The sequence below is a fragment of the Rubrivivax sp. JA1026 genome (assembly GCF_011065555.1).
Classification (GTDB): Bacteria; Pseudomonadota; Gammaproteobacteria; order Burkholderiales; family Burkholderiaceae_C; genus Rubrivivax; species Rubrivivax benzoatilyticus.
On sequence record NZ_JAALCQ010000002.1, the window covers coordinates 213,451 to 233,304 of the forward strand.

The following is a 19,854-nucleotide window of genomic DNA, read 5'->3' on the forward strand; positions in this document are numbered from 1 at the left end:
TGGCACGCGCGAGGACTGAGCCCCGCCGGGGCGTGTTACAGGCTCGCGCTACAGTCCCGCCATGGCGTTTTTCGATCTGCGAGGCAATCCCGTCGGCTGCGGTGTCGCCGCGGCGCGTGATGCCGCGGAGTCGGCGCTGTGGCGGCTGATGTCGTTCTACGACTCGCCGCTGGCCGATCTCGACGCGGCGATCGCGGCCGATCCCGGCTGGGCGATGCCGCACCTGATGAAGGCGGGCTGGCTGCTCGCCGCCACCGACCCCGGCGAACTCGGCGCGGTGGTCCGACACCTGGACGCGGCGCGCGAGCGTCTGGGCGGTGCCGGTGTGCGCGAGCGGGCCCACCTCGAGGCGCTGCAACTGGTGTTCGAAGGCCGCTGGCACAACGCCTGCCGCCGCTGGGACGACCTGCTGCTCGAGTACCCGCGCGACGCGCTGGCGCTGCAGTGGACGCACCAGTGGGACCTGCACCGCGGCGACAGCGCCGGCATGCGCATGCGCCCGGCGCGTTCGCTGCCCGACTGGGACGCCGACGACCCGCTGTACCCCTTCGTGCTCGGCCTCTACGCCTTCGGGCTGGAGGAGTGCAACCTGTACCCGCAGGCCGAGGAGGCCGCGCGCCAGGCGCTGCAGGCCGACCGCCGCGTCACCTGGGCGGTGCACGCCGTGGCCCACGTGCTGGAGATGCAGGGCCGGCACGACGAAGGCTCGGCCTGGCTGCGTCTGCACCAGCACGACTGGGCCGACGGCAACGCCTTCGCGTCGCATCTGTGGTGGCACAAGGCGCTGTTCCGCGTCGAGGCGATGGACTGCGCCGGTGTGCTGCGCCTGGTCGACGGCCACCTGACGGCCGAGACGCTGACGACGACGCCGCAGCGTGTCGACGCCGCGGCGATGCTGTGGCGGCTGCACCTCGTCGGCGAGGACGTCTCGGCGCGTGCGCTGGCGCTGGCCGACGCCTGGGCCGAGGCCGACGACGAGCCCGGCCACTACGCCTTCAACGACCTGCACCGTGTCATCGCGCTGCTCGCCGCCGGCCAGGTCGGCCGCGCCGAACGCTGGGTGGCGCGCTGCGCCGAACGTGCGCTCGCCCTCGACGACGCGCGCCGCGTCAACCACACGATGGCACGCGAGGTCGGCCTGCCGTTGATGCGCGCCTTGCTGGCCTTCGCGCGCGGCGACTTCGACACTGCCGCCGACAGCCTCTACCCGGCGCGCATGTCGGCGCCTGCGCTCGGCGGCAGCCATGCGCAGCGCGACCTGATCGACCAGACCCTGCTCGCCGCGGCGGTGCAGGGCCGGCGGCGCGACCTCGGCCGCGCGCTGCTCAACGAGCGCCTGATGGCCAAGCCGGCGACGGCGCTGACGCGCCACTGGGTGTCGCGCCTGGGCCTGGCGCGCGAGGCGCGCGCCTGAGGACGCGGGCATGGCGACGCGGCGTGAAGACGAGCGCCTCGAGCGCCTGCGCACGCTGGACGAGCAGATCGCCGACGCGCTGCGCGAGAGCCAGGACAACGGCGAGCTGAAGTCCGCGCCCAGCTGGGGCCGGCCGCTGGCGCTGGACGACGGCTACGACCAGACGCCCGACGGCCTGAAGATGCCGTTCAAGATCCTGAAGGACGCCGGCCACGTGCCGGCCGAGGTCGAGCTGATGCGCGAGATCGCCGCGCTGCAGGCCGAGCTCGACGCCGCGCCGGCGGCCGAGGCCGACACGCCGGCCTGGCGCGCCAAGCGCCAGCGTGTCGCCGAGAAGCGCCAGCTGCTGGCGTTGCGTCTCGAACACCTGCGCCGCAGCGGCAGCCTCTGATCGCCGTCCGGGCGGCGTGTGCAGGCGCACAATGCCGTGGTCCAGTCGTCCGCGAGGGGCCATGTCCGAACACCACGCCCAGGTCGAATGGCGGCGCCAGCCCGCCGAGGCCTTCACCGACCAGCGCTACAGCCGCTTGCATGCGCTGCGTTTCGACGGCGGAGCCGAGATCGCCGCCTCGGCTTCGCCCGGTGTCGTGCCGTTGCCGTACTCCAACGCCAGCGCCGTCGACCCCGAGGAGCTGTTCGTCGCCTCGCTGGCCAGCTGCCACATGCTCTGGTTCCTGTCGCTGGCGGCCAGCGCCGGCTGGCGCGTCGACTCCTATGTCGACGATGCCGTCGGCACGATGGGGCGCGACGAGCAGGGCCGGCCCTTCCTGACCACCGTGACGCTGCGCCCGCGTGTGCGTCTGGCCGGCGACGCCGTGCCCGAAGCGGCCCGCCTGGCGGTGCTGCACCACCGTGCGCACGAGGCGTGTTTCATCGCCAACTCGGTGAAGACCGAGGTGCGCCTGGAGCCGCAGCCATGACGCGGCTGCGCACCGCGCGCCTCGTGCTGCGCAGTTTCGGCCCGGCCGACGTCGAGCCCTATGCCGAGATGTGCGCCGACGCCGAGGTCATGCGCCACATCGGCGCCGGCGGCCCGGTCGGGCGCGACGTCGCCTGGCGCCAGGTGGCGATGTTCATCGGCCACTGGACGCTGCGCGGCCACGGCATGTGGGCCGTCGAGCGCCAGAGCGACGGCCGCATGCTCGGCCGCGTCGGCTTCATGCACCCCGAGGGCTGGCCCGGCTGCGAGCTCGGCTGGCTGCTCGCGCGCGACGCCTGGGGCCAGGGCTACGCCGAGGAGGCGGCGCGTGCCGCGCTCGCCTGGGGCCGCGACGTGCGCGGCATCGTCTCGCCGATCAGCCTGATCCGGCCCGCCAACGAGCGCTCGATCCGCCTCGCCGAACGCCTGGGCGCGGTGGCCGACACCGAGATCGACTTCCTCGGCGACCGTGCCGTCGTCTGGCGCCACGTCGCGCCGTAACGGGCCGGCCGCACGGCGCATTGCATTTCATCTGCCGGACGAACGCTGGCCCATAAGCGCCGATCACACGGCCTCGTCAATGGCCGGTGCGCCCGTCAATTCAGCGAAATTGCGGTCGCGATTCGAGCGTTTCATGGGGCCCGCTGACGAATTGCATTGGCGATGGCCGGCGCCACGGCATTCGGATCGCCGTCGTGGTAAGTTCCGCGCTGCGCGGGCCGCCGGCCCGCGCGAATCACCCGCCGTCGTCGGCAGGCGGGCGGGCCGGTCAACGTAACCGGCCCGTGGGGAGGACGTTGGCGGCTGCGTCCAGCACGGAATGAAAATGACGAAAACATACAGCCAGGTTCTCCAGCAGATCGAATCGCTGAAGGCCGAAGCCGAGAAGATCCGGCGTCGTGAACTCGACGCCGTCATCACCACCATCCGCGAGCAGATCGCCCAATACGGCCTCACCGCCGCCGATCTCGGCCTCGTGGCCGCCAAGCCGCGTGCGCGCAAACGCAAGCTGGTCGTCGCCAAATACCGCGACGAAGCCGGCAATACCTGGGTCGGCCGCGGCAAGCGCCCGCAATGGGTTCGCGACGCATTGGCCGCCGGCAAGACGCTGCGCGACCTCGAGTCCAAGGCCTGAGGCGGCGCGCCGCCGACGCTCATTCGGCGACGGTCTGGCGCACGGCGCGTTCCCAGCGGGCCATCAGCTCGGCGGCGCGGTCGCGCGCCATCGTCGGCAGGAAGCGGCGCTCGGCCTGCCACAGCGCCGCCAGCTCCGCGCGGTCGCGCCAGATGCCGACGCCCAGCCCGGCGAGGTAGGCCGCGCCCAGCGCGGTCGTCTCCGTGACCTGCGGGCGCAGCACCGGGATGCCCAGCAGGTCGGCCTGGAACTGCATCAGCAGATCGTTGACGCAGGCGCCGCCGTCCACGCGCAGTTCGGTCAGCGGCCGGCCGCCCGGCTGCGCCGCGGCGTCGCGTGCCATCGCCTGCAGCAGTGCCGCGCTCTGGAAGGCGATGCTCTCGAGCGCCGCACGCGCGATGTGCGCCACCGTGCTGCCGCGTGTCAGGCCGACGATGGTGCCGCGCGCGTCGGCGTTCCAGTACGGCGCGCCCAGGCCGGTGAAAGCCGGCACGAACATCACGCCGCCGGCGTCGGGCACGCTCTCGGCCAGCGCCTGCACCTCGCCGCTGGCGCGGATCGCCTGCAGGCCGTCGCGCAGCCACTGCACGACGGCGCCGCCGATGAAGACGCTGCCTTCCATCGCGTACTCGCGTGCCGTGCCGGTGCGCGCCGCGGCGGTCGACACCAGGCCGTTGGCCGAACGCTCGAAACGCTCGCCGGTGTGCATCAGCATGAAGCAGCCGGTGCCGTAGGTGTTCTTCGCCAGGCCGGGCTCGAAGCACGCCTGGCCGAACAGCGCCGCCTGCTGGTCGCCGGCGACGCCGGCGATGGCGATCGGTGCGCCGAACAGCCCGGCGTCGGTCTCGCCGAAGGCATGGCTGGATGGCAGCACCTGCGGCAGCAGGCTGTCGGGCACGTGCAGCGCGGCCAGCAGCCCGTGGTCCCAGGTGTCGTGGCGGATGTCGTAGAGCATCGTGCGCGACGCGTTGCTGACGTCGGTGGCGTGCACGCGGCCGCCGGTCAGCTTCCAGATCAGCCAGCTGTCGACGGTGCCGAAGGCCAGTTCGCCCTGCGCCGCGGCGAGATGCGCACCGTTGACGTGGTCCAGGATCCAGCGGATCTTGGTCGCCGAGAAATACGGGTCGATGACCAGGCCGGTGCTGCGCCGCACCGTCTCCTCGAGCCCGTCGGCGCGCAGCCGCGCGCACAGCGGCTCGCCGCGGCGGTCCTGCCAGACGATGGCGTTGCACACCGGCTGGCCGGTGCGGCGGTTCCAGACGACGGTGGTCTCGCGCTGGTTGGTGATGCCGATCGCGGCGATGTCGTGTGCCGTCAGCCCGGCGCGGGCGATGGCCTCGCGTGCGGTGGCGAGCTGGCTCTGCCAGATCTCCTCGGGGTCGTGCTCGACCCAGCCGGGCTGCGGGTAGTGCTGGCGGAACTCGCGCTGCGCCAGCGCGACGATGCGCCCGGTCTCGTCGAAGACGATGCTGCGCGAGCTGGACGTGCCCTGGTCGAGCGCGAGGACGTGGCGGGACATGCGGTGCTCCTGTTCGGTGCCGGCGAGCATAGGAGCGGCGCGCCGCCGGCGGAAGCCATCGCCCGCGGGCCGCGGTAGATTGCGGCACCCGCCATGACGATCACGCCCGCCGCGTCCATGCCCGGTGTCCCGCAGGCTTTCGAGGCCCGCGAGGACGCCGCCGAGTTCCGCCGCCCGGCGCACCGCCCGGGCGTGGAGCTGTACCGCGCGGCGATCGTGCGCCATGCCTTCGAGCCGCACGCGCACGACGGCTTCGGCGTCGGTGCGATCGAGGCCGGTGCCGAACGTTTCCGCTACCGCGGCAGCGAGCTGCTGGCGCCGGCCGATTCGCTGGTGCTGATGAACCCCGGCGAGCTGCACACCGGCCGCGCCGAGACCGAGGCCGGCTGGCGCTACCGCATGGCCTATGTCGACGAGGCGCTGGTCCAGGCTCTGACCGGCGAGCGCTGGTGCTTCGCCGACGCGGTGGCGGCCGACGCGCCGCGTGCGCGACGTGTCGGCCGGCTGCTGGCCGCGCTGTGGCAGGCCGCCGACGAGCCGCTGGCCTTCGACGGCCTGCTCGCCGAGCTGCTGGACGTGCTGCGCCCGCACGCCCGTGCCGACCGCGCCGCGGCACGCGAGGCGGCACCGCGTTTCGGCGTGGTGCTGGACTGCATGCAGGCGCGCCTGGCCGAACGCCTGACGCTGGAGGAGCTGGCCGCCGTGGCGGGGCTGAGCCCCTTCCACTTCCTGCGCCGCTTCCGCGAGGCGCAGGGCGCGACGCCGCAGCAGGTGCTGATGTCGCTGCGCCTGCAGGCCGCGCAGCGCCAGCTCGCCGCTGGCGTCGCGCCGGCCGAGGTCGCCGCAGCCACCGGGCTGGCCGACCAGGCGCACCTGACACGCGCCTTCGCGGCGCGTTACGGCGTCACGCCCGCGCGTTACCAGCGGCAGGTGCGCGCGCGCTAGGAGTCTGCGCGGCTTCTGCCGCGCAGACTCCTAGCTTGCGGCTGTCACGCACAGCTCCCCCGAGCCCCCTCCGGGAGGGTGCTCCAGCTCGTTCCACCACACCCTCCAGCCTCCCTCCGCGAGGGAGGCTCCAGTCAGCTTGATGAGCCGCTTTGCCGTGCCGCGTTGCAGGGGGCGGCGGGGCTCGCCCTCAGCGCCGCGCCTCGCGCCCTTGGGAGTCGATGGCGTCGCTTTCAGCGTCGCCGCGCCTCGCGCCCTTGGGAGTCGATGGCGTCGCTTTCAGCGTCGCCGCGCCTCGCGCGCGATCCACTCGTCGACCAGCGTTTCCAGCGTCGACAGCGGCAGCTCGCCCTGGTCGATCAGCGCGTTGTGGAAGCGGCGCAGGTCGAACTTCGGCCCCAGCCGGGCCTGGGCGCGCGCGCGCAGCTCGTCGAGCTTCAGCCGGCCGACCATGTAGCCCAGCGCCTGGCCGGGGTCGGAGGTGTAGCGGTCGACCTCGGCCTCGACGAAGGGGCGGTCGACGCCGGTGCGCTCGACCATGAAGTCGATCGCCTGCTGGCGGCTCCAGCCCCGGGCGTGGAGGCCGGTGTCGACGACCAGGCGCGCGGCGCGGAAGGCCTGCCACTGCAGGTGGCCGAACAGGCTGTACGGATCGTCGTAGGCGCCGAGCTCGCGCATCAGCGTCTCGGCGTACAGCGCCCAGCCTTCGACGTAGGCGGTGTAGCCGCCGCCTTCGCGGCGGAAGTCGGGCAGGTCGCTGAGCTCCAGCGCGCGTGCGCCCTGCAGGTGATGGCCCGGCACGGCCTCGTGCGCCACCAGCGTGGCCATGCCCCAGGTCGTCTGCTGGCGCCAGCCGACGAGGTTGGCGTTGAACCAGCCCGGCCGGCTGCCGTCGGCGGCGCCGCCTTCGTAGAACTCGGCGGCATCGGGGCCCAGGTGCTCGGGCATGCCGCGCACGCCGTAGGTGCCGCGCGGCAGCTCGGCGAACAGCCGCGGCATCTCGGCGTCGAAACGCTTGGCGATCGCGCGGTAGCGCTGCAGCAGCTCGTCGGGGCCGGAGACGAAGAAACGCGGGTCGGTGTTGAGCCACTTCACGAAGGCCGCGAAGTCGCCGCTGAAGCCGGTCGAGCGTTTCACGTCCTCCATCTCGGCACGCAGCTGGGCCAGCTCGCGCAGGCCGAGCGCGTGGATGGCGTCGGCGCCCAGGGCGGTCGTCGTGCGCTGGCGCACCAGCATCTCGTAGACGCGTGCGCCGTCCGGGTAACGCGCCAGCGAGCCGTCGGCCGGCGCCTTCGCGCGGTACTCGCCGGCGACGAACTCGCGCAGCCGGCGCATCGCCGGCACGACGTCGCGCTCGATCGCCTCGCGGGCCTGGGCCTCCAGCGCCGCACGCTCGGCCGCGGGCAGTGTCGGCGGCAGGCGGCGCCAGGGCTCGAAGAACGGGCCGGCGGTCGGGTCGGCCGGGAGCTGGGCGTCGATCTGCGCCAGCGCGCGGTCGAGCACCGGCGCCGCCGGCACCCAGCCCAGCGCCAGGCCGCGGCGCATCAGCGCGATCTCCTGGTCGATGCGCCGCGGCAGCGCCGCCATGCGGGCCAGCACCTTGGCGGCGTCGGCGCGGCCGGTCATCGGCATCATGCGCAGCAGGCTGGAGAACTCGGACTGCACGCCGCCCATCGCGGCGATGCGCAGGCTGCGCCAGCCTTCGAAGGGCTGCTCGGCGAGGTGGCGTTCGCGCTGCTCGATGAACAGGTCCAGCGAGACGCGGTCGGCCGGCGACAGCCGCGCGCGCGGGATCGCCCGCGCCTCGGCCAGCCAGCGGCGTTCCTGGGCCAGGGCCGCCTGTTCGGCCTCGGGCGACACCTCGCCGAGCCGGTCGTCGTAGCGGTGGTCGCCGCGCCAGGTGGCCCACTCGGGGTAACGGCGCGCGCTGTCCTCCCACTGGCGCGCGAACAGCGCGTGCAGCGTGCGGGTCGCGCCGACGTCGGCCTTGGTGGTGGCCTTGGCGGTGGTGGCCGCCGGGGCGGCGAGGGCGGTCGGGGTGGTGGCGGCGCTGCCCAGCGTCAGGGCGGCGGCGACGGCCAGCAGGCGAAGCGGCATCGGGAGGTCTCGTGGACGGCGAAGCCGTCGATTCTGGCGGCGGCCGGGCCGGCGCGCCGCCGGTGCGACGAAGCGCGGCGGGCGCCGACGAAGCTGGCGCAATCCGGTACAAGACCGCCGCCGGCCGCTGCGGCACGATCGCCCCATGTCCCACCGTGCCGCGCTCGTCTCCGGAACCCTGTTCGCACTCGCCGCCGGGCTGATGTGGGGGCTGATCTTCGTCGCCCCGCTGCTGCTGGCGGCCTACCCGCCGGCGATGCTGTCGGTCGGGCGCTACCTGGCCTTCGGCCTGATCGCGCTGCCGCTGGCCTGGCTGGACCGGGCGCGCATCCGCGAGCTGACCCGCGCCGACTGGGCCGACGCGCTGCGTCTGGCAATGGTCGGCAACCTGCTCTATTACCTGCTGCTGTCCTCGGCGATCCAGCGCGCCGGCGGGCCGCTGCCGACGATGATCATCGGCACGCTGCCGCTGGTCATCGCGGTGGCCTCCAACCGCCGCAACCGGCACCGCGACGGGCTGCTGTCGTGGCGCCAGCTGGCGCCCTCGCTGCTGCTGATCGGCGCCGGGCTGGCGCTGGTCAACCGCGCCGAGCTGGCGCAGCTCGCGCCCGATGCCGACCGCGGCCGTTACGCCCTGGGCGCGCTGCTGGCCGTCGGCGCGATGGCCTGCTGGACCTGGTACCCGATCCGCAACGCCGACTGGCTGCGCGCCCACCCCGACCGATCGCCGTCGACCTGGGCCACCGCGCAGGGGCTGGCGACGCTGCCGCTGGCGCTGGCCGGGGCGCTGATGCTGGCCCTGGCGTCGGCCGCGGGCTGGATCGAGCTCGGCGGGCCGCTGGGGCCGACGCCGTGGCGCTTCGTCGGCCTGATGCTGGTCGTCGCGCTGCTGTGCTCCTGGCTGGGCACGCTGTGCTGGAACGAGGCCAGCCAGCGCCTGCCGACGACGCTGGCCGGCCAGCTGATCGTCTTCGAGTCGCTCGCCGGCCTGGCCTACGCCTTCATGCTGCGCGGCCAGTGGCCGCCGGCCGACACGCTGGCCGGCATCGTGCTGCTGATCGCCGGCGTCGCCTGGGCGCTGCGTGCGAAGCCGCAGCCGGTGCCGGCCGCCGCCTGAATCACGCGATCAGCTCGTCCAGCAGCTCGATCCAGTGCCGCACCGGCGTTTTCGTGCCGCCCTGCAGGTGCTGGATGCAGCCGAAGTTGGCCGAGACGATGACGCCGGCTTCCAGCGGCTCCAGCTGCGCCAGCTTGCGCCGGCGCAGCGCCTGCGACAGCTCGGGCTGCAGCACGCTGTAGGTGCCGGCCGAGCCGCAGCACAAATGGCTCTCGCTGCCCGCCAGGCGCACGTCGAAACCCAGCTCGCGCAGCCCGTCCTCGACGCCGCCACGCAGCTTCTGGCCATGCTGCAGCGAACACGGCGGGTGGTAGGCGACGCGCGTGCCGGGGGCGATCTTCAGCCGCGGTTTGAGCGCCGCGACGATGTCGGGCAGCAGCTCGCCGACGTCGCGCGCCATCTCGGCGACGCGGCGCGCCTTGTCGGCATAGGCCGGGTCGTGGGCCAGCGCGTGGCCGTACTCCTTGACCGTCGTGCCGCAGGCCGAGGCGTTGAGCACCAGCGCCTCGACACGCCCCTGCGAGGTCAGGCCCTCGATCAGCGGCCACCAGGCATCGATGTTGCGGCGCATGTCGGCCAGCGCGCCCTCGGTGTCGCCGAGGTGGCCGCGGATCGCGCCGCAGCAGCCGGCTTCGTCGGCGACCAGGGTCTGGATGCCGGCGGCGTCGAGCACACGCGCGGTCGCCGAGTTGATGTTCGGCGCCAGCGAGGGCTGCACACAGCCCAGCAGCATCAGCACCTTGCGCTTGTGCTCGCGCTGCGGCCAGAGCCTGGCGCGTGCGCCCGGCGCGGCGGTGACCTTGTCCTTCACGCGCGCCGGCAGCAGCGGCCGCAGCGCGCGCCCGGCGGCGACCGCTGGGCCGAAGGCCGGGGAGGTGAGGCCTTCCTTCAGCAGCCAGCGTGCCGTGCGTTCGCCGCGCGGGCGCTCGACACGCTGCTCGACGAGGTGGCGGCCGATGTCGACCAGGCGGCCGTACTGCACGCCGCTGGGGCAGGTGCTCTCGCAGTTGCGGCAGGTCAGGCAGCGGTCCAGGTGCAGCTGGGTGCTGCGCGTGACCGGCGCGCCTTCGAGCAGCTGCTTGATCAGGTAGATGCGGCCGCGCGGTCCGTCGAGCTCGTCGCCGAGCAGCTGGTAGGTCGGGCAGGTGGCGGTGCAGAAGCCGCAGTGCACGCATTGGCGCAGGATGGCCTCGGCCTCCTCGCCTTCGGGTGTGCCGCGGAACTCCGCCGACAGATGGGTCTGCATCAGGCGAGGGTGTAGGTCAGGACCCAGAAGTGCTCGCGCTCGGTCCAGAGCAGGTCGCGGGCGCGTGTGCCGGCGGCGGCGACGGCCTCTTCGCGGGTCGGGTAGTTCTTGAGGATCTCGTGCTCCGAGCCGTCGTCCAGGCGGCGGCGCTGCCAGGTGTCGCCCTGGGCGTCGGTGCGGGCAATCGGCGTGCTGCGCCCGGGCACGAACACGTTGTCCAGCAGCACGACGCGGGCGCCGGGCTCGAGGCGTGTGTGCAGCGCCTGCAGCCAGGGCGCCCAGCGCGCTCGCTCCAGGTGGCTGCACCAGCAGCCGGCGAAAGCGCCGTCGAAGCGTTCGTCGCCGAGGTGGGTGAAGTCGGTCGCGTCGCCGAGGCGCCACTCGACGCAGCCCGGCACCGGCTTGGCGCGGGCGACGGCCAGCGGGCCGGGGTTCAGGTCGGTGGCCAGCCAGCGCCGCGCGTCGCGTGCGCCGTGCGGCGTCCACCAGCCGGTGCCGCAGGCCAGTTCGAGCACCGAACGCCCGGCGAAGGCGGTGGCGAGTTCGGCTTCCAGCACGCGCAGCTCGTTCTGGCGCTCGGGGCGGCGGTAGATGCGTTCGTACTCGGCGGCGCGGCGTTCGTAGTAGTCGAGCATCGTCAGAGGTCCGGGAACAGGCGGCCGGGGTTGAAGACCCTTGCCGGGTCGAACGCGTCCTTCAGCTGGCGGTGCAGCCGGTCCAGCGGCGGCTTGGGTGGTGTGAACACCGGGCCCTCGCCGGCGCCGCGCCAGCGGGTCGCGTGGCCGCCGGCGGCCGCGGCGGCGGCACGCACCGCGGCGGCCGGCAGCGGCGTGCACAGCCAGCGCTGGCCGCCGCCCCATTCGATCAGCTGCTCGCCGGCCAGGCCCAGCGGCGGCGCGGTCGGCGGCAGCGACAGCCGCCACAGCGCGGCGCCGCGTTCGACCGCGGCCCGGGCGCCGGCGAAGAACTCGTCGCCCTGGTCGCGCAGCCCGGTCCAGAAGCCGTCGGCGAGCGTCGGCTCGATCGGCTCGCCGCCCAGCTTCTCGTAGGCCGACTGCACCGCGGCGGCGGCACCGGCTAGGCGCAGCACCAGCGTGCCGTCCCACCAGGCGCTGGCCGAGATCGGCAGCGGCTGCGCCGACCAGGCCGCCAGGCGCTGCAGCGCCTCGGCCTCGGCGAACTCGTAGCGCAGCGTCGCCACCGCCGGCGGCCGTGGCAGCACCTTCAGCGAGACTTCGCAGATCAGGCCCAGCACGCCCAGCGAGCCGGCGAGCAGGCGCGGCACGTCGTAGCCGGCGACGTTCTTCATCACCTGGCCGCCGAAGGTGAGCACCTCGGCGCGGCCGCTGAGCATCGTCGCGCCGAGCACGAAGTCGCGCACGCTGCCCGACGCGGCGCGGCCTGGGCCGGCCAGGCCCGAGGCGACCATGCCGCCGACGGTGCCCCCGGCGGCGAAACGCGGCGGCTCGAAAGCCAGCCACTGGCCCTTTTCGGCCAGCGCCGCCTCCAGTTCGGCCAGCGGTGTGCCGGCGCGAGCGGTGACGACGAGTTCACTCGGTTCGTAGGAGCTGATGCCGGCCAGCTCGGCCGTTTCCAGCGGCTCGCCGGCAGGCGCCTCGCCGTGCCAGCGCTTGGTGCCGCCGCCGACGATCTCGAGCTTCGTGCCGTCGGCCGCCGCGGCCCGCACGCGTTCGACCAGGCGGCCCAGGGCCGCGTCCTCGTGTGCCGTCATCGTCAGAAGCGCTCCAGTTCCGCGAAGGCCAGCAGGCCGCGCCGCACGTGCTGCTTGCCGCCTTCGACGCAGCGCACCAGCGTCGGGATCACCTTGCCGGGGTTCAGCAGCCCGGCCGGGTCGAAGGCGGTCTTCAGCGCCGCCATCTGGGCGCGTTCCTCGGGGCTGAACTGCACGCACATGCTGGCCAGCTTCTCGACGCCGACGCCGTGCTCGCCGGTGATCGTGCCGCCCAGGCGCACGCTGGTCTCCAGGATGTCGGCGCCGAAGGCCTCGCAGCGGCGCAGCTGGTCGGGGTCGTTGGCGTCGTAGAGGATCAGCGGGTGCAGGTTGCCGTCGCCGGCGTGGAAGACGTTGGCGCAGCGCAGGCCGTAGGTCTGCTCCATCTGCTGGATGGCGAGCAGGATGTCGGCGAGGCGCTTGCGCGGGATCGTCGAGTCCATGCAGAGGTAGTCCGGGCTGATGCGGCCCGAGGCCGGGAAGGCGTTCTTGCGCCCGCTCCAGAAGCGCAGCCGCTGGGCCTCGTCGCGGCTGACCTCCAGCCGCGTCGCGCCGCAGCCGGTCAGCACGTCGAGCATGCGCTGTATCTCTTCGGCGACCTCCTCGGGCGTGCCGTCGCTCTCGCACAGCAGGATGGCCTCGGCCGTCAGGTCGTAGCCGGCGTGCACGAAGTCCTCGACCGCGGCGGTCATCGGCTTGTCCATCATCTCCAGCCCGGCGGGGATGATGCCGGCGGCGATGATCGCCGCCACTGCGTCGCCGGCACGGCGCACGTCGTCGAAGCTGGCCATGATGCAGCGCGCGAGCTGCGGCTTGGGCACCAGGCGCACCGTGACCTCGGTGGCGACGGCCAGCATGCCTTCGCTGCCGATGACCGCGGCCAGCAGGTCCAGCCCCGGCGCGTCCAGCGCCAGGCCGCCGAACTCGACGGCCTCGCCCTCGGCGGTGAAGCCGCGCACGCGCAGCACGTTGTGGATCGTCAGCCCGTACTTCAGGCAGTGCACGCCGCCCGAGTTCTCGGCGACGTTGCCGCCGATCGTGCAGGCGATCTGGCTCGACGGGTCGGGCGCGTAGTACAGGCCGTGCGGCGCCGCCGCCTCGCTGATGGCCAGGTTGCGCACGCCGCACTGCACGGTGGCCGTGCGCGCCAGCGGGTCGACGGCGAGGATGCGGTTGAACTTGGCCAGCGACAGCGTGACGCCCAGCGCGTGCGGCATCGCGCCGCCCGACAGCCCCGTGCCGGCGCCGCGTGCGACCACCGGCACGCCCAGCGCGTGGCAGGCACGCAGCACGCCCGAGACCTGGGCCTCGGTTTCCGGCAGCGCGACGGCCAGCGGCAGCTGGCGGTAGGCGGTGAGGCCGTCGCATTCGTAGGGCGTGGTGTCCTCGCGCTGCCAGAGCAGCGCGTGCGCCGGCAGGACCTTGCCGAGCGCGGCGACGACTTCGGCCTGGCGGCGGGCGCGCGTGGCGGCGTCGGGCGGGGCCTCGGCGGCGGAAGTCGCGGCATCGGCGGGCAGGGGAGCGTTCATGCGCGGGGAGCTGGCGGCGGGCTGCGGGGGACTTTAGCAAGCGCGGCACGCCCCGCGCCGCCCCGGGGTCAGGGCTTGCAGGGGCGGCGTGCGGCGCTCAGGCCGGCTCCTGCGACGGGGCGGGCGGGCTGTCGGCCGGTGGCGGCGCCGTCTCGGTCGCCGCGGGCGGCGGGGCGACGATGGCGGGTGCGGTGGCGGCCGGGGCCGGCGGCAGCGGCCGAGCGGCCTCGTGCGTCTCCTTCCACCACACGCCCAGCCCCAGCGCCGCGGCGAGCGCGAAGGCCGCAAACATCCAGCCGGCGACGCCGTCGCGTGGTGGCGGCTCCAGCGAAGGCGCGGCCCGCTCGTGCATCGCCGCCGGCTCGCGCCGGGGCGGCGCCGGCGGGAGGGTGTCGATGACCCGCTGGATCAGGTCGACGGTGGCCGCGTCGGGTGCCCGCGCGGGCGGGACGTCGGCGGCGGAGAAGGAGAACGGCGCCAGCGGCGGCGCCGAGCGCGCTGCCGGCCGCCGCGGCGGCCCGTGGGCCAGCCAGGCGGCGAAGTCGACGATGCTCTGCGGCCGCGCGCCGATGTCGGGCGACACCGCGGCGTCCAGCGTCGCCAGCAGCGCGGCGCCGTAGCGTGCCGACGGGTGGTCGAAGAACAGGCGCTCGACGACGCCGGCCAGCGGCTCGGGCGTGCGGCCGGCCGGCGGCGGCAGCAGGCCGGTGATCGCGAAACGCGCGAGCTGGGCCAGCGCGTAGACGTCGGTCCAGGCGCCGACGCGGGTTGCGTCGCCGTCGAGTTCGGGCGCGCTGAACCCGGGTTCCAGCGCCGTCAGCCCGCCGCGTGCGATGGCGCGCTCGGCGTACCCGGGCCCGAGCAGCAGCGGCCGGTCGTCGTCGAGCAGCAGCACGCCGGCCGGGTGCAGGCCGCCGTGCACGCCGTTGACGCGGTGCCACTCGTGCAGCGCGGCCAGCAGCGCGTCGAGCAGCGCACGCAGCGCCGGCTCGTCGGGCGGGCCGCTCATCTCGCGGCGCAGCTCGGCCAGCGGCCGGCCGGCATACCAGGGCATCACCAGGCAGGCGCTGCCGTGCGCCGGCAGCAGGTGCAGCACGCGCGCGATCGACGGGTGGTCGCAGCGCGCCAGCCGCCGCCCCTCGTCGATGAAGGCGCGCAGCCCGCGCTCGAAGGCCTCGGCCTGCGCCGGCTCGGCCGGCCCGATGTCGCCATCGGGCCCGCGCCGCGCGATCGCCGCCGGCAGGTACTCCTTCAGTGCCACCGGCACCTCCAGGCCGTGGTCCCAGCCGCGGTAGACGATGGCCGTGGCGCGCAGCGCGACGACGCCGCGGAACTCGAAGCCGTCGATGCGGTGGCCCGGCGGCCAGGCGCTGACGCCGGGCAGCGGGGGCTGGGCGGCCTGGGCGAGGTGTTCGGGGGTGGTCGGCTGGTCGTTCATCGCGCGCGTTCCGGCCCGTGAAGGTAGCCGTGCCGGCGCGGCGACGCTGTAAGCCCTTGTTCCGGCGCCCGGGCCGCCGCCGCGCCGGGCGGCTGAGCTCCGCCTTCAGGCGCGGCCGGTGAAGACCGTCAGCACCCCGGTGTAGCCGTAGACGTGGCGGTGGGCGATCTCGCCGCCGGCGAAGAAGCCGACGAGCGGCACGTCGCCGAGCGCGTGGCGCACGATCTGCAGCTCGGCCGAGGGGCCGCCGAAGTGCGGCCCGCCGCGGCCGGCGCAGCTGACGTAGATCGCGCCTTCGATGCGCCGCGCCGGGGCGGCTTCGGTGCCGTCGGCGGCCGGGTGTAGCTCCTCGCGGATCTCGCTGCACACGCGCACCAGGTCGCGCCGCGCGGCGTCGACGTCGCGGGTGCAGAACGCCAGCCGCATGCCGGGCTCGACGATGTCGGCGACCGCCACCGCGCGCCGGCCCGGGTCCAGGCCGACGAGGTGGCGCACGCGCACGTCGGCCCCGAACTGGCCGCCGCGGCCGACGGCCTGCTGGTCGCCGTCGGTCAGGCCGGCGAGCGTGGCCCGCAGCCGCGGCAGCGCCTGGCGCGGGTCGTGGTCCGCGTCCAGGCCCAGGTCGTGCAGCAGGCAGGGCAGGGCGGGCGCGCCGTCGAGCTCGGCGACGATGTTGCGCTCGGCGCGGGTAATCGTGCGCACCGGGCCCACCGGCTGGCAGCCCTGCGTGACGCGTGACAGCAGCGCCACGTCCTCGCTGAAGGCCACGCCCGACAGCCCGCCCTGCCAGACGCCGTCGGCCAGCTGCACGGCGTTGCCGCGCGAGGCCGCCAGGCCGCCGAACAGGTAGCCGCTGTCGACGCGGTCGCTCAGCTCGGCGATCAGCTCGGCCAGGTCGGGGGTCGCGGCGTCGGCGTGCACCAGCGCGCTGTAGGCGGCGATGCGGTGCAGCGGGCGCACGCCGGAGAAGACCTCGAAGCAGCCCGCCGGCAGGTCGCACAGCATCAGCGCCAGCGCCGGCTCGTCGAAGTACTCGACGCCGCTGGCGGCGACGCCGACACCGACGCTGCCGACCCAGGCGACGCCGGGCCAGCGCTGGCGCAGGTCTTCCAGCAGCGCCTCGGCCTGCGCCGCGTAGGCGTCGGTGAAGTAGGCGAAGCCCAGCGTCGGCGGCCCGCTGGGGCCGGCCTCGAGCGCGGCCCGCTGGGCGTCGATCTGGGCCGCGGCCAGCGCCAGCGCCATGCGCCAGTCGGGGTGGGTGGCGTGTCCGGTGACGAAGCTCGGCATCGTGGCGCGGCTCAGGTCGAGCGTTTGCGTCGTGGCGCGGCCGCGCGTGGGGCGGCCGGGCGCGCCGCCGCCTTCCTGGCGGCCTTCTTCGCTGGAGCGGGCGCGGGTGCCGGGGCCGGTGTCGCGGCGCTGCGCACGTCCTGCATCGCGGCGCTGGCGATCTCGCCGAACTGCTGGGTGAGCGCGCCCCACCACTGCATCGGGTCGATGCCCGGCGGCGGCGGGGGCGGCGTTTTGGCGGCGGGTTCCGGCGCCGGCGCCGCCGCCGCGGCCGGCGGACGCGGCTTCAGCGCCTCGCGCAGGTCGGGCATCGGCACGTTCATCGAGCGCAGCGTCGACAGCGTCATGCGCTGCACCTCCAGCGCCTGGATCGTCGTGCCCAGCAGGCGCGCGTTCTGCTCGAGCCAGAACTGCACCGTGCGCAGCTCGCCGATGCGTTTTTCCAGCTCGTCGGGGTTCAGCGTCGGCGCGATCCACTGGCCGATGTTCGGCATCCCGGCCCCGGCGTTCTGCAGCAGGCCCTGCAGGAAGTCGTAACCCGGCAGCATCTTCGCGAAGTCGGTCGGTCCCGTCATCCCTGTCTCCTGGCGGCGTGGTCGGCCGATTGTGCGCTGCGGCCGTTCAGCGTGCCGGCACCGGCCGCACGGCGAAGCCGCGTTCGGCGAGCAGCCGCGGCAGCCCCTGCTCGCCGACCATGTGCAGCGCGCCGACGGCGGCGAACACGCGCGCGCCGCGTGCATGCAGCGCGGCGATGCCGTCGGCCAGGCCGGGGTTGCGCGCGTCGACCATCTCGCGCATCGCGGCGCGGTCGCCGTCGTCGGCGATGCAGTCGCACCAGCGTTCGTAGTCGGCCAGCGTGGCCACGTCGGCCTCTTCCCAGGCCCGGGCCAGGCGCGCCAGCGCGGCCGTGCCGCGGCCCGACTCCAGCGGCGCCAGCGTGCGTTCGACCAGCCCGGCGATCGCTGCGGCGTCACGCGGCAGCAGCACCGCGAGCTGCTGCTCGACGCGCTCCAGCGCCACCAGCGGCCGGCCGCGGTCGCGCGCGCTGCGCGCCAGCGCGCCTTCCTGGCCCCAGGCCGGGTCCAGCCCTGCGCGGCGCGCCTCGGCCAGCGTCAGCACGATGGCCTGCATCGCCGGGTGCAGCGGCGCCAGCGCCCGCGTGTCGAGGCAGGCGGCGCGCAGCGCGTCGGCCAGCCGCCGGGCCAGCGCCGGCGGCAGCGGCGGCGTCGGGCGCAGCGCCTCGGCCATCAGCTGGCGCTGCACGCCGGGGTCTTCGGGGTCGAGCTCGAGCGCGACGAGGTCGCTGGCCTCCAGCGCCGCGGCCACGCGCGGCCCGGGCGTCGTCCATCCGGCCTTGCCGACGTGCAGCGTGCCGTACAGCCAGGAGCGGCGGCCGTCGCGTTCGATCTCCCACAGCGGCCCGCGGTCGGCCAGCGCCGCGGGCTGCGGGTCCGGCGGTGGCGGGCAGTCCTGGGCCAGCGCCGGCGGCAGCAGCCACAGCGCGGCCAGCGTGGCGGCGATGCGGCGGCGCCAGCGCGCCAGCGGGCTCATTCGTCGCGCTCCGAGACACGCTGCTCGAGCGCGCCGAAGACGCTGCCGCCGTCGGCGCCGAAGGCCTCGACGCGCACCGTGTCGCCGAAGGCCAGCCAGGGCGTGGCCGGCTCGCCGCCCGCCGCGGCCTCGACGGCGCGGCGCTCGGCGATGCAGCCGGCGCCGTCGGCGGCGTCGCGGGCCCCGACCGGGCCGGTGCCGACGATGGCCCCGGCGCCCAGCGTGCGTGTCGTCGCCGCACGCGCGATCAGGCGGCCGAAGTGCCAGCGCATGCCGGCGGCGGCGTCCAGGCGCGAGAAGCGCCGGTCGTTCAGTCGGGTCTCGATGGCCAGCTGCAGCTTGCCGCCGCGCCAGGCCTCGCCCAGTTCCTCGGGCGTCACGGCCACCGGCGCGAAGGCCGCCGGCGGCGCGGCCGCGGCTTCCTCGCCGCTGCGCCAGGCGTTGGCCAGCAGCACCAGCCGCACGCCGTCGAGCGCGCGGTCGGCCGGTGTGCCGGCCTCGACGTCGCCGGTGACGACGGCCAGCTGCGGCCCGAAGTCCGGCGCCGGCGCGGTGGCGGCGAAGCGGGCCTCGTCGTGGGCGCCGAGCAGGCCGTCGCCGGCCGCGGCGCGCACCGCGGGCGTCTCGCGCAGCGCCGCCGGCGGCTCGACGCCCAGCGCGCGCAGCATGCGTTCGGCGGCGTCGGGGTAGGCGTCGACCTGCACCCAGTGGAAGGCGCGCGGCAGCGGCGCCATGCACTGGCGCGCGTCGAAGGCGAAAGCGTGGCGCGCCTTGCCGTGGTTCAGCGTCGTGTACAGGTCCTCGAGCTGCGGGCTGACGAAGTTCCAGTCGTCCAGCACCTGCTGCATGCGGGTGGCGATGCCGGTGGCGAAATGGGCTTGCGCCAGATCGCGCGAGACGACGGCGAGCTGGCCGTCGCGCGACCCGTCCTTCAGGGTGACAAGTTTCATGGGCGAGGGGGATCGGCGGGCGTTCCGCGGGTGGGCAGCATTGTCCGATGGCTTCGTGTCCCGGTCGTGCGCCGCGCCGCGCCCGGCCTGCCGTGCTGCCGGCGGGCGCCGCGGTGCTGGCGCTGCACCTGCTGCTGCTCGACGCGCTGCAGCCGCCGCCGCCGTCACCGCCGTCACCGCCTCTGCGGCCCGACGCGGCGCGTGCCGCGATGCACGTGCGCCGGGTGCCGGCCGAGGTGCCGGCCGTGCGGCCGGCCGCACGGCGACCGTTGCGCCCTGCCGCCCCGGGGGCCTTGCCGTCGGCCGCCGCCGGCCCGGCGCCGCCGCTGTACGCCGCCCGCCTGCCACCGGCGCTGCAGCTGCGCTGGCAGCGCCGTGGCGGCCGGGCCGACGGCGAGCTGCGGCTGGACTGGCAGCCCGGCGCCGACGGCTACCACCTCGTGCTGGCCGACGACGGCGGCGACGGCTGGAGCAGCCGCGGCCGCATCGGCCCGCACGGGCTCGAACCCGAGCGCCTGGTCGAGCGCCGCCGCACGCGCGAGGTGCGGGCGGCCAACTTCCGCCGTGACGTCGGCGTCGTCAGCGCCTCCGGCGGCGGCGCCGAGCATGCACTGCTGCCGGGCGCGCAGGACCGCGCCGGCTGGCTGCTGCAGCTGGCGGCCGTGGTCGCCGCGGCACCCGAGCGTTTTGCCCCCGGCGCGGTGGTCGAGCTCTTCGTCGTCGGCACCCGCGGCGACGCCGCGTGGCGGCGTTTCGAGGTCGAGGCCGTCGAGCCGCTGGACCTGCCGGCCGGCCCGGCCACGGCGCTGCGGCTGGCCAGCGCCGCGCCGGGGCCTTACCAGCCGCGCTGGGAGGTCTGGCTGGACCCGGCGCGCGGCTGGCTGCCGGTGCGCTGGACGAGCCGCGTCGCCGAGACCGGCGCCGAGGCCGACCACCGCCTCGTCGCGGCCGGCTCTTGAAATGGCCGTTGCCGGG

Annotated in this window: 19 protein-coding genes; 8 read left to right on the plus strand and 11 right to left on the minus strand. The window is 75.1% G+C overall.

Annotation, left to right across the window (positions count from 1 at the left end):
- Positions 1-61 precede the first annotated feature (61 nt).
- The 5 genes from G5B56_RS04675 to G5B56_RS04695 all read left to right on the plus strand — a co-directional run bounded on the left by G5B56_RS04675 (position 62) and on the right by G5B56_RS04695 (position 3,468).
- Positions 62-1,414, plus strand: coding sequence for a tetratricopeptide repeat protein (locus G5B56_RS04675; protein ID WP_164962476.1), 1,353 nt, complete (start codon positions 62-64; stop codon positions 1,412-1,414).
- A 10-nt stretch (positions 1,415-1,424) separates the two neighbouring features.
- On the plus strand, positions 1,425-1,805 hold the full coding sequence (locus tag G5B56_RS04680) for a DUF1992 domain-containing protein (protein ID WP_009858997.1): 381 nt from the start codon (positions 1,425-1,427) through the stop codon (positions 1,803-1,805).
- 61 nt (positions 1,806-1,866) lie between these two features.
- Entirely contained in the window at positions 1,867-2,334 is a 468-nt protein-coding gene (locus tag G5B56_RS04685; protein WP_009858998.1) for an OsmC family protein, read from the plus strand.
- Complete coding sequence (locus G5B56_RS04690) at positions 2,331-2,834, plus strand: GNAT family N-acetyltransferase (protein WP_164962477.1); 504 nt, start codon at positions 2,331-2,333, stop codon at positions 2,832-2,834. The genes G5B56_RS04685 and G5B56_RS04690 overlap by 4 nt, the downstream gene beginning before the upstream one ends.
- 325 nt (positions 2,835-3,159) lie before the next feature.
- Positions 3,160-3,468: an H-NS family nucleoid-associated regulatory protein gene (locus G5B56_RS04695; RefSeq protein WP_009859000.1), complete on the plus strand. Its 309-nt coding sequence runs from the start codon at positions 3,160-3,162 to the stop codon at positions 3,466-3,468.
- A gap of 19 nt (positions 3,469-3,487) precedes the next feature.
- Here G5B56_RS04695 and glpK read toward each other — a convergent pair whose 3' ends face one another.
- Positions 3,488-4,987: a glycerol kinase GlpK gene (glpK, locus tag G5B56_RS04700; protein WP_164962478.1), complete on the minus strand. Its 1,500-nt coding sequence runs from the start codon at positions 4,985-4,987 to the stop codon at positions 3,488-3,490.
- Between the two features lie 93 nt (positions 4,988-5,080).
- Between glpK and G5B56_RS04705 the strand changes: the two genes are divergently transcribed.
- Positions 5,081-5,932 carry an AraC family transcriptional regulator gene (locus G5B56_RS04705; protein WP_164962479.1) on the plus strand — a complete coding sequence of 284 codons (852 nt, stop codon included), beginning with the start codon at positions 5,081-5,083 and terminating at the stop codon, positions 5,930-5,932.
- Positions 5,933-6,211: 279 nt separating this feature from the next.
- Here the strand turns inward: G5B56_RS04705 and G5B56_RS04710 are convergent, their stop codons facing one another.
- The gene (locus G5B56_RS04710) at positions 6,212-8,029 is read right to left on the minus strand and encodes a DUF885 family protein (RefSeq protein WP_164962480.1); all 1,818 of its coding nucleotides are present in this window, start codon (positions 8,027-8,029) and stop codon (positions 6,212-6,214) included.
- Between the two features lie 145 nt (positions 8,030-8,174).
- On the opposite strand from G5B56_RS04710, the gene G5B56_RS04715 reads away from it, so the two are divergent.
- Entirely contained in the window at positions 8,175-9,146 is a 972-nt protein-coding gene (locus G5B56_RS04715) for a DMT family transporter (RefSeq protein WP_164962481.1), read from the plus strand.
- A 1-nt stretch (position 9,147) separates the two neighbouring features.
- On the opposite strand, the gene glcF is transcribed toward G5B56_RS04715, so the two are convergent.
- The 9 genes from glcF to G5B56_RS04760 form a co-directional block, all read right to left on the minus strand.
- A complete protein-coding gene (gene glcF / locus G5B56_RS04720) occupies positions 9,148-10,392 on the minus strand; it encodes a glycolate oxidase subunit GlcF (RefSeq protein ID WP_164962482.1) in 1,245 nt (414 codons plus the stop codon).
- Positions 10,392-11,027, minus strand: a complete 636-nt coding sequence (locus G5B56_RS04725) for a class I SAM-dependent methyltransferase (protein WP_164962483.1) — start codon at positions 11,025-11,027, stop codon at positions 10,392-10,394. Before G5B56_RS04725 ends, glcF begins: the two co-directional genes overlap by 1 nt.
- 2 nt (positions 11,028-11,029) lie before the next feature.
- Positions 11,030-12,124 (minus strand): glycolate oxidase subunit GlcE, encoded by a 1,095-nt coding sequence (glcE, locus tag G5B56_RS04730; RefSeq protein WP_164962484.1) that lies wholly within the window; start codon positions 12,122-12,124, stop codon positions 11,030-11,032.
- Positions 12,125-12,126: 2 nt separating this feature from the next.
- Positions 12,127-13,653 carry an FAD-linked oxidase C-terminal domain-containing protein gene (locus tag G5B56_RS04735; RefSeq protein ID WP_164962485.1) on the minus strand — a complete coding sequence of 509 codons (1,527 nt, stop codon included), beginning with the start codon at positions 13,651-13,653 and terminating at the stop codon, positions 12,127-12,129.
- Between the two features lie 97 nt (positions 13,654-13,750).
- Entirely contained in the window at positions 13,751-15,091 is a 1,341-nt protein-coding gene (locus G5B56_RS04740; RefSeq protein ID WP_164962486.1) for a hypothetical protein, read from the minus strand.
- A 105-nt stretch (positions 15,092-15,196) separates the two neighbouring features.
- The gene (locus tag G5B56_RS04745; RefSeq protein ID WP_164962487.1) at positions 15,197-16,378 is read right to left on the minus strand and encodes an FIST N-terminal domain-containing protein; all 1,182 of its coding nucleotides are present in this window, start codon (positions 16,376-16,378) and stop codon (positions 15,197-15,199) included.
- Between the two features lie 11 nt (positions 16,379-16,389).
- On the minus strand, positions 16,390-16,953 hold the full coding sequence (locus G5B56_RS04750) for a PhaM family polyhydroxyalkanoate granule multifunctional regulatory protein (RefSeq protein WP_164962488.1): 564 nt from the start codon (positions 16,951-16,953) through the stop codon (positions 16,390-16,392).
- Positions 16,954-16,999: 46 nt separating this feature from the next.
- Positions 17,000-17,929: a TraB/GumN family protein gene (locus G5B56_RS04755; RefSeq protein ID WP_164962489.1), complete on the minus strand. Its 930-nt coding sequence runs from the start codon at positions 17,927-17,929 to the stop codon at positions 17,000-17,002.
- Positions 17,926-18,879 carry a fumarylacetoacetate hydrolase family protein gene (locus G5B56_RS04760; protein WP_164962490.1) on the minus strand — a complete coding sequence of 318 codons (954 nt, stop codon included), beginning with the start codon at positions 18,877-18,879 and terminating at the stop codon, positions 17,926-17,928. The genes G5B56_RS04755 and G5B56_RS04760 overlap by 4 nt, the downstream gene beginning before the upstream one ends.
- A gap of 47 nt (positions 18,880-18,926) precedes the next feature.
- Between G5B56_RS04760 and G5B56_RS04765 the strand changes: the two genes are divergently transcribed.
- Complete coding sequence (locus tag G5B56_RS04765) at positions 18,927-19,838, plus strand: hypothetical protein (RefSeq protein ID WP_164962491.1); 912 nt, start codon at positions 18,927-18,929, stop codon at positions 19,836-19,838.
- Positions 19,839-19,854 lie beyond the last annotated feature (16 nt).

Bases quoted from the DNA above. Each gene is read 5' to 3' on its own strand.
- glcE (WP_164962484.1), bottom strand. From the start codon at position 12,124: ATGACGGCACACGAGGACGCGGCCCTGGGCCGCCTGGTCGAACGCGTG.
- G5B56_RS04690 (WP_164962477.1), top strand. From the start codon at position 2,331: ATGACGCGGCTGCGCACCGCGCGCCTCGTGCTGCGCAGTTTCGGCCCG.
- glpK (WP_164962478.1), bottom strand. From the start codon at position 4,987: ATGTCCCGCCACGTCCTCGCGCTCGACCAGGGCACGTCCAGCTCGCGC.
- G5B56_RS04745 (WP_164962487.1), bottom strand. From the start codon at position 16,378: ATGCCGAGCTTCGTCACCGGACACGCCACCCACCCCGACTGGCGCATG.
- G5B56_RS04675 (WP_164962476.1), top strand. From the start codon at position 62: ATGGCGTTTTTCGATCTGCGAGGCAATCCCGTCGGCTGCGGTGTCGCC.
- G5B56_RS04740 (WP_164962486.1), bottom strand. From the start codon at position 15,091: ATGAACGACCAGCCGACCACCCCCGAACACCTCGCCCAGGCCGCCCAG.
- G5B56_RS04685 (WP_009858998.1), top strand. From the start codon at position 1,867: ATGTCCGAACACCACGCCCAGGTCGAATGGCGGCGCCAGCCCGCCGAG.
- G5B56_RS04760 (WP_164962490.1), bottom strand. From the start codon at position 18,879: ATGAAACTTGTCACCCTGAAGGACGGGTCGCGCGACGGCCAGCTCGCC.
- G5B56_RS04715 (WP_164962481.1), top strand. From the start codon at position 8,175: ATGTCCCACCGTGCCGCGCTCGTCTCCGGAACCCTGTTCGCACTCGCC.
- G5B56_RS04695 (WP_009859000.1), top strand. From the start codon at position 3,160: ATGACGAAAACATACAGCCAGGTTCTCCAGCAGATCGAATCGCTGAAG.
- G5B56_RS04735 (WP_164962485.1), bottom strand. From the start codon at position 13,653: ATGAACGCTCCCCTGCCCGCCGATGCCGCGACTTCCGCCGCCGAGGCC.
- G5B56_RS04750 (WP_164962488.1), bottom strand. From the start codon at position 16,953: ATGACGGGACCGACCGACTTCGCGAAGATGCTGCCGGGTTACGACTTC.
- G5B56_RS04755 (WP_164962489.1), bottom strand. From the start codon at position 17,929: ATGAGCCCGCTGGCGCGCTGGCGCCGCCGCATCGCCGCCACGCTGGCC.
- G5B56_RS04680 (WP_009858997.1), top strand. From the start codon at position 1,425: ATGGCGACGCGGCGTGAAGACGAGCGCCTCGAGCGCCTGCGCACGCTG.
- G5B56_RS04765 (WP_164962491.1), top strand. From the start codon at position 18,927: ATGGCTTCGTGTCCCGGTCGTGCGCCGCGCCGCGCCCGGCCTGCCGTG.
- glcF (WP_164962482.1), bottom strand. From the start codon at position 10,392: ATGCAGACCCATCTGTCGGCGGAGTTCCGCGGCACACCCGAAGGCGAG.
- G5B56_RS04705 (WP_164962479.1), top strand. From the start codon at position 5,081: ATGACGATCACGCCCGCCGCGTCCATGCCCGGTGTCCCGCAGGCTTTC.
- G5B56_RS04710 (WP_164962480.1), bottom strand. From the start codon at position 8,029: ATGCCGCTTCGCCTGCTGGCCGTCGCCGCCGCCCTGACGCTGGGCAGC.
- G5B56_RS04725 (WP_164962483.1), bottom strand. From the start codon at position 11,027: ATGCTCGACTACTACGAACGCCGCGCCGCCGAGTACGAACGCATCTAC.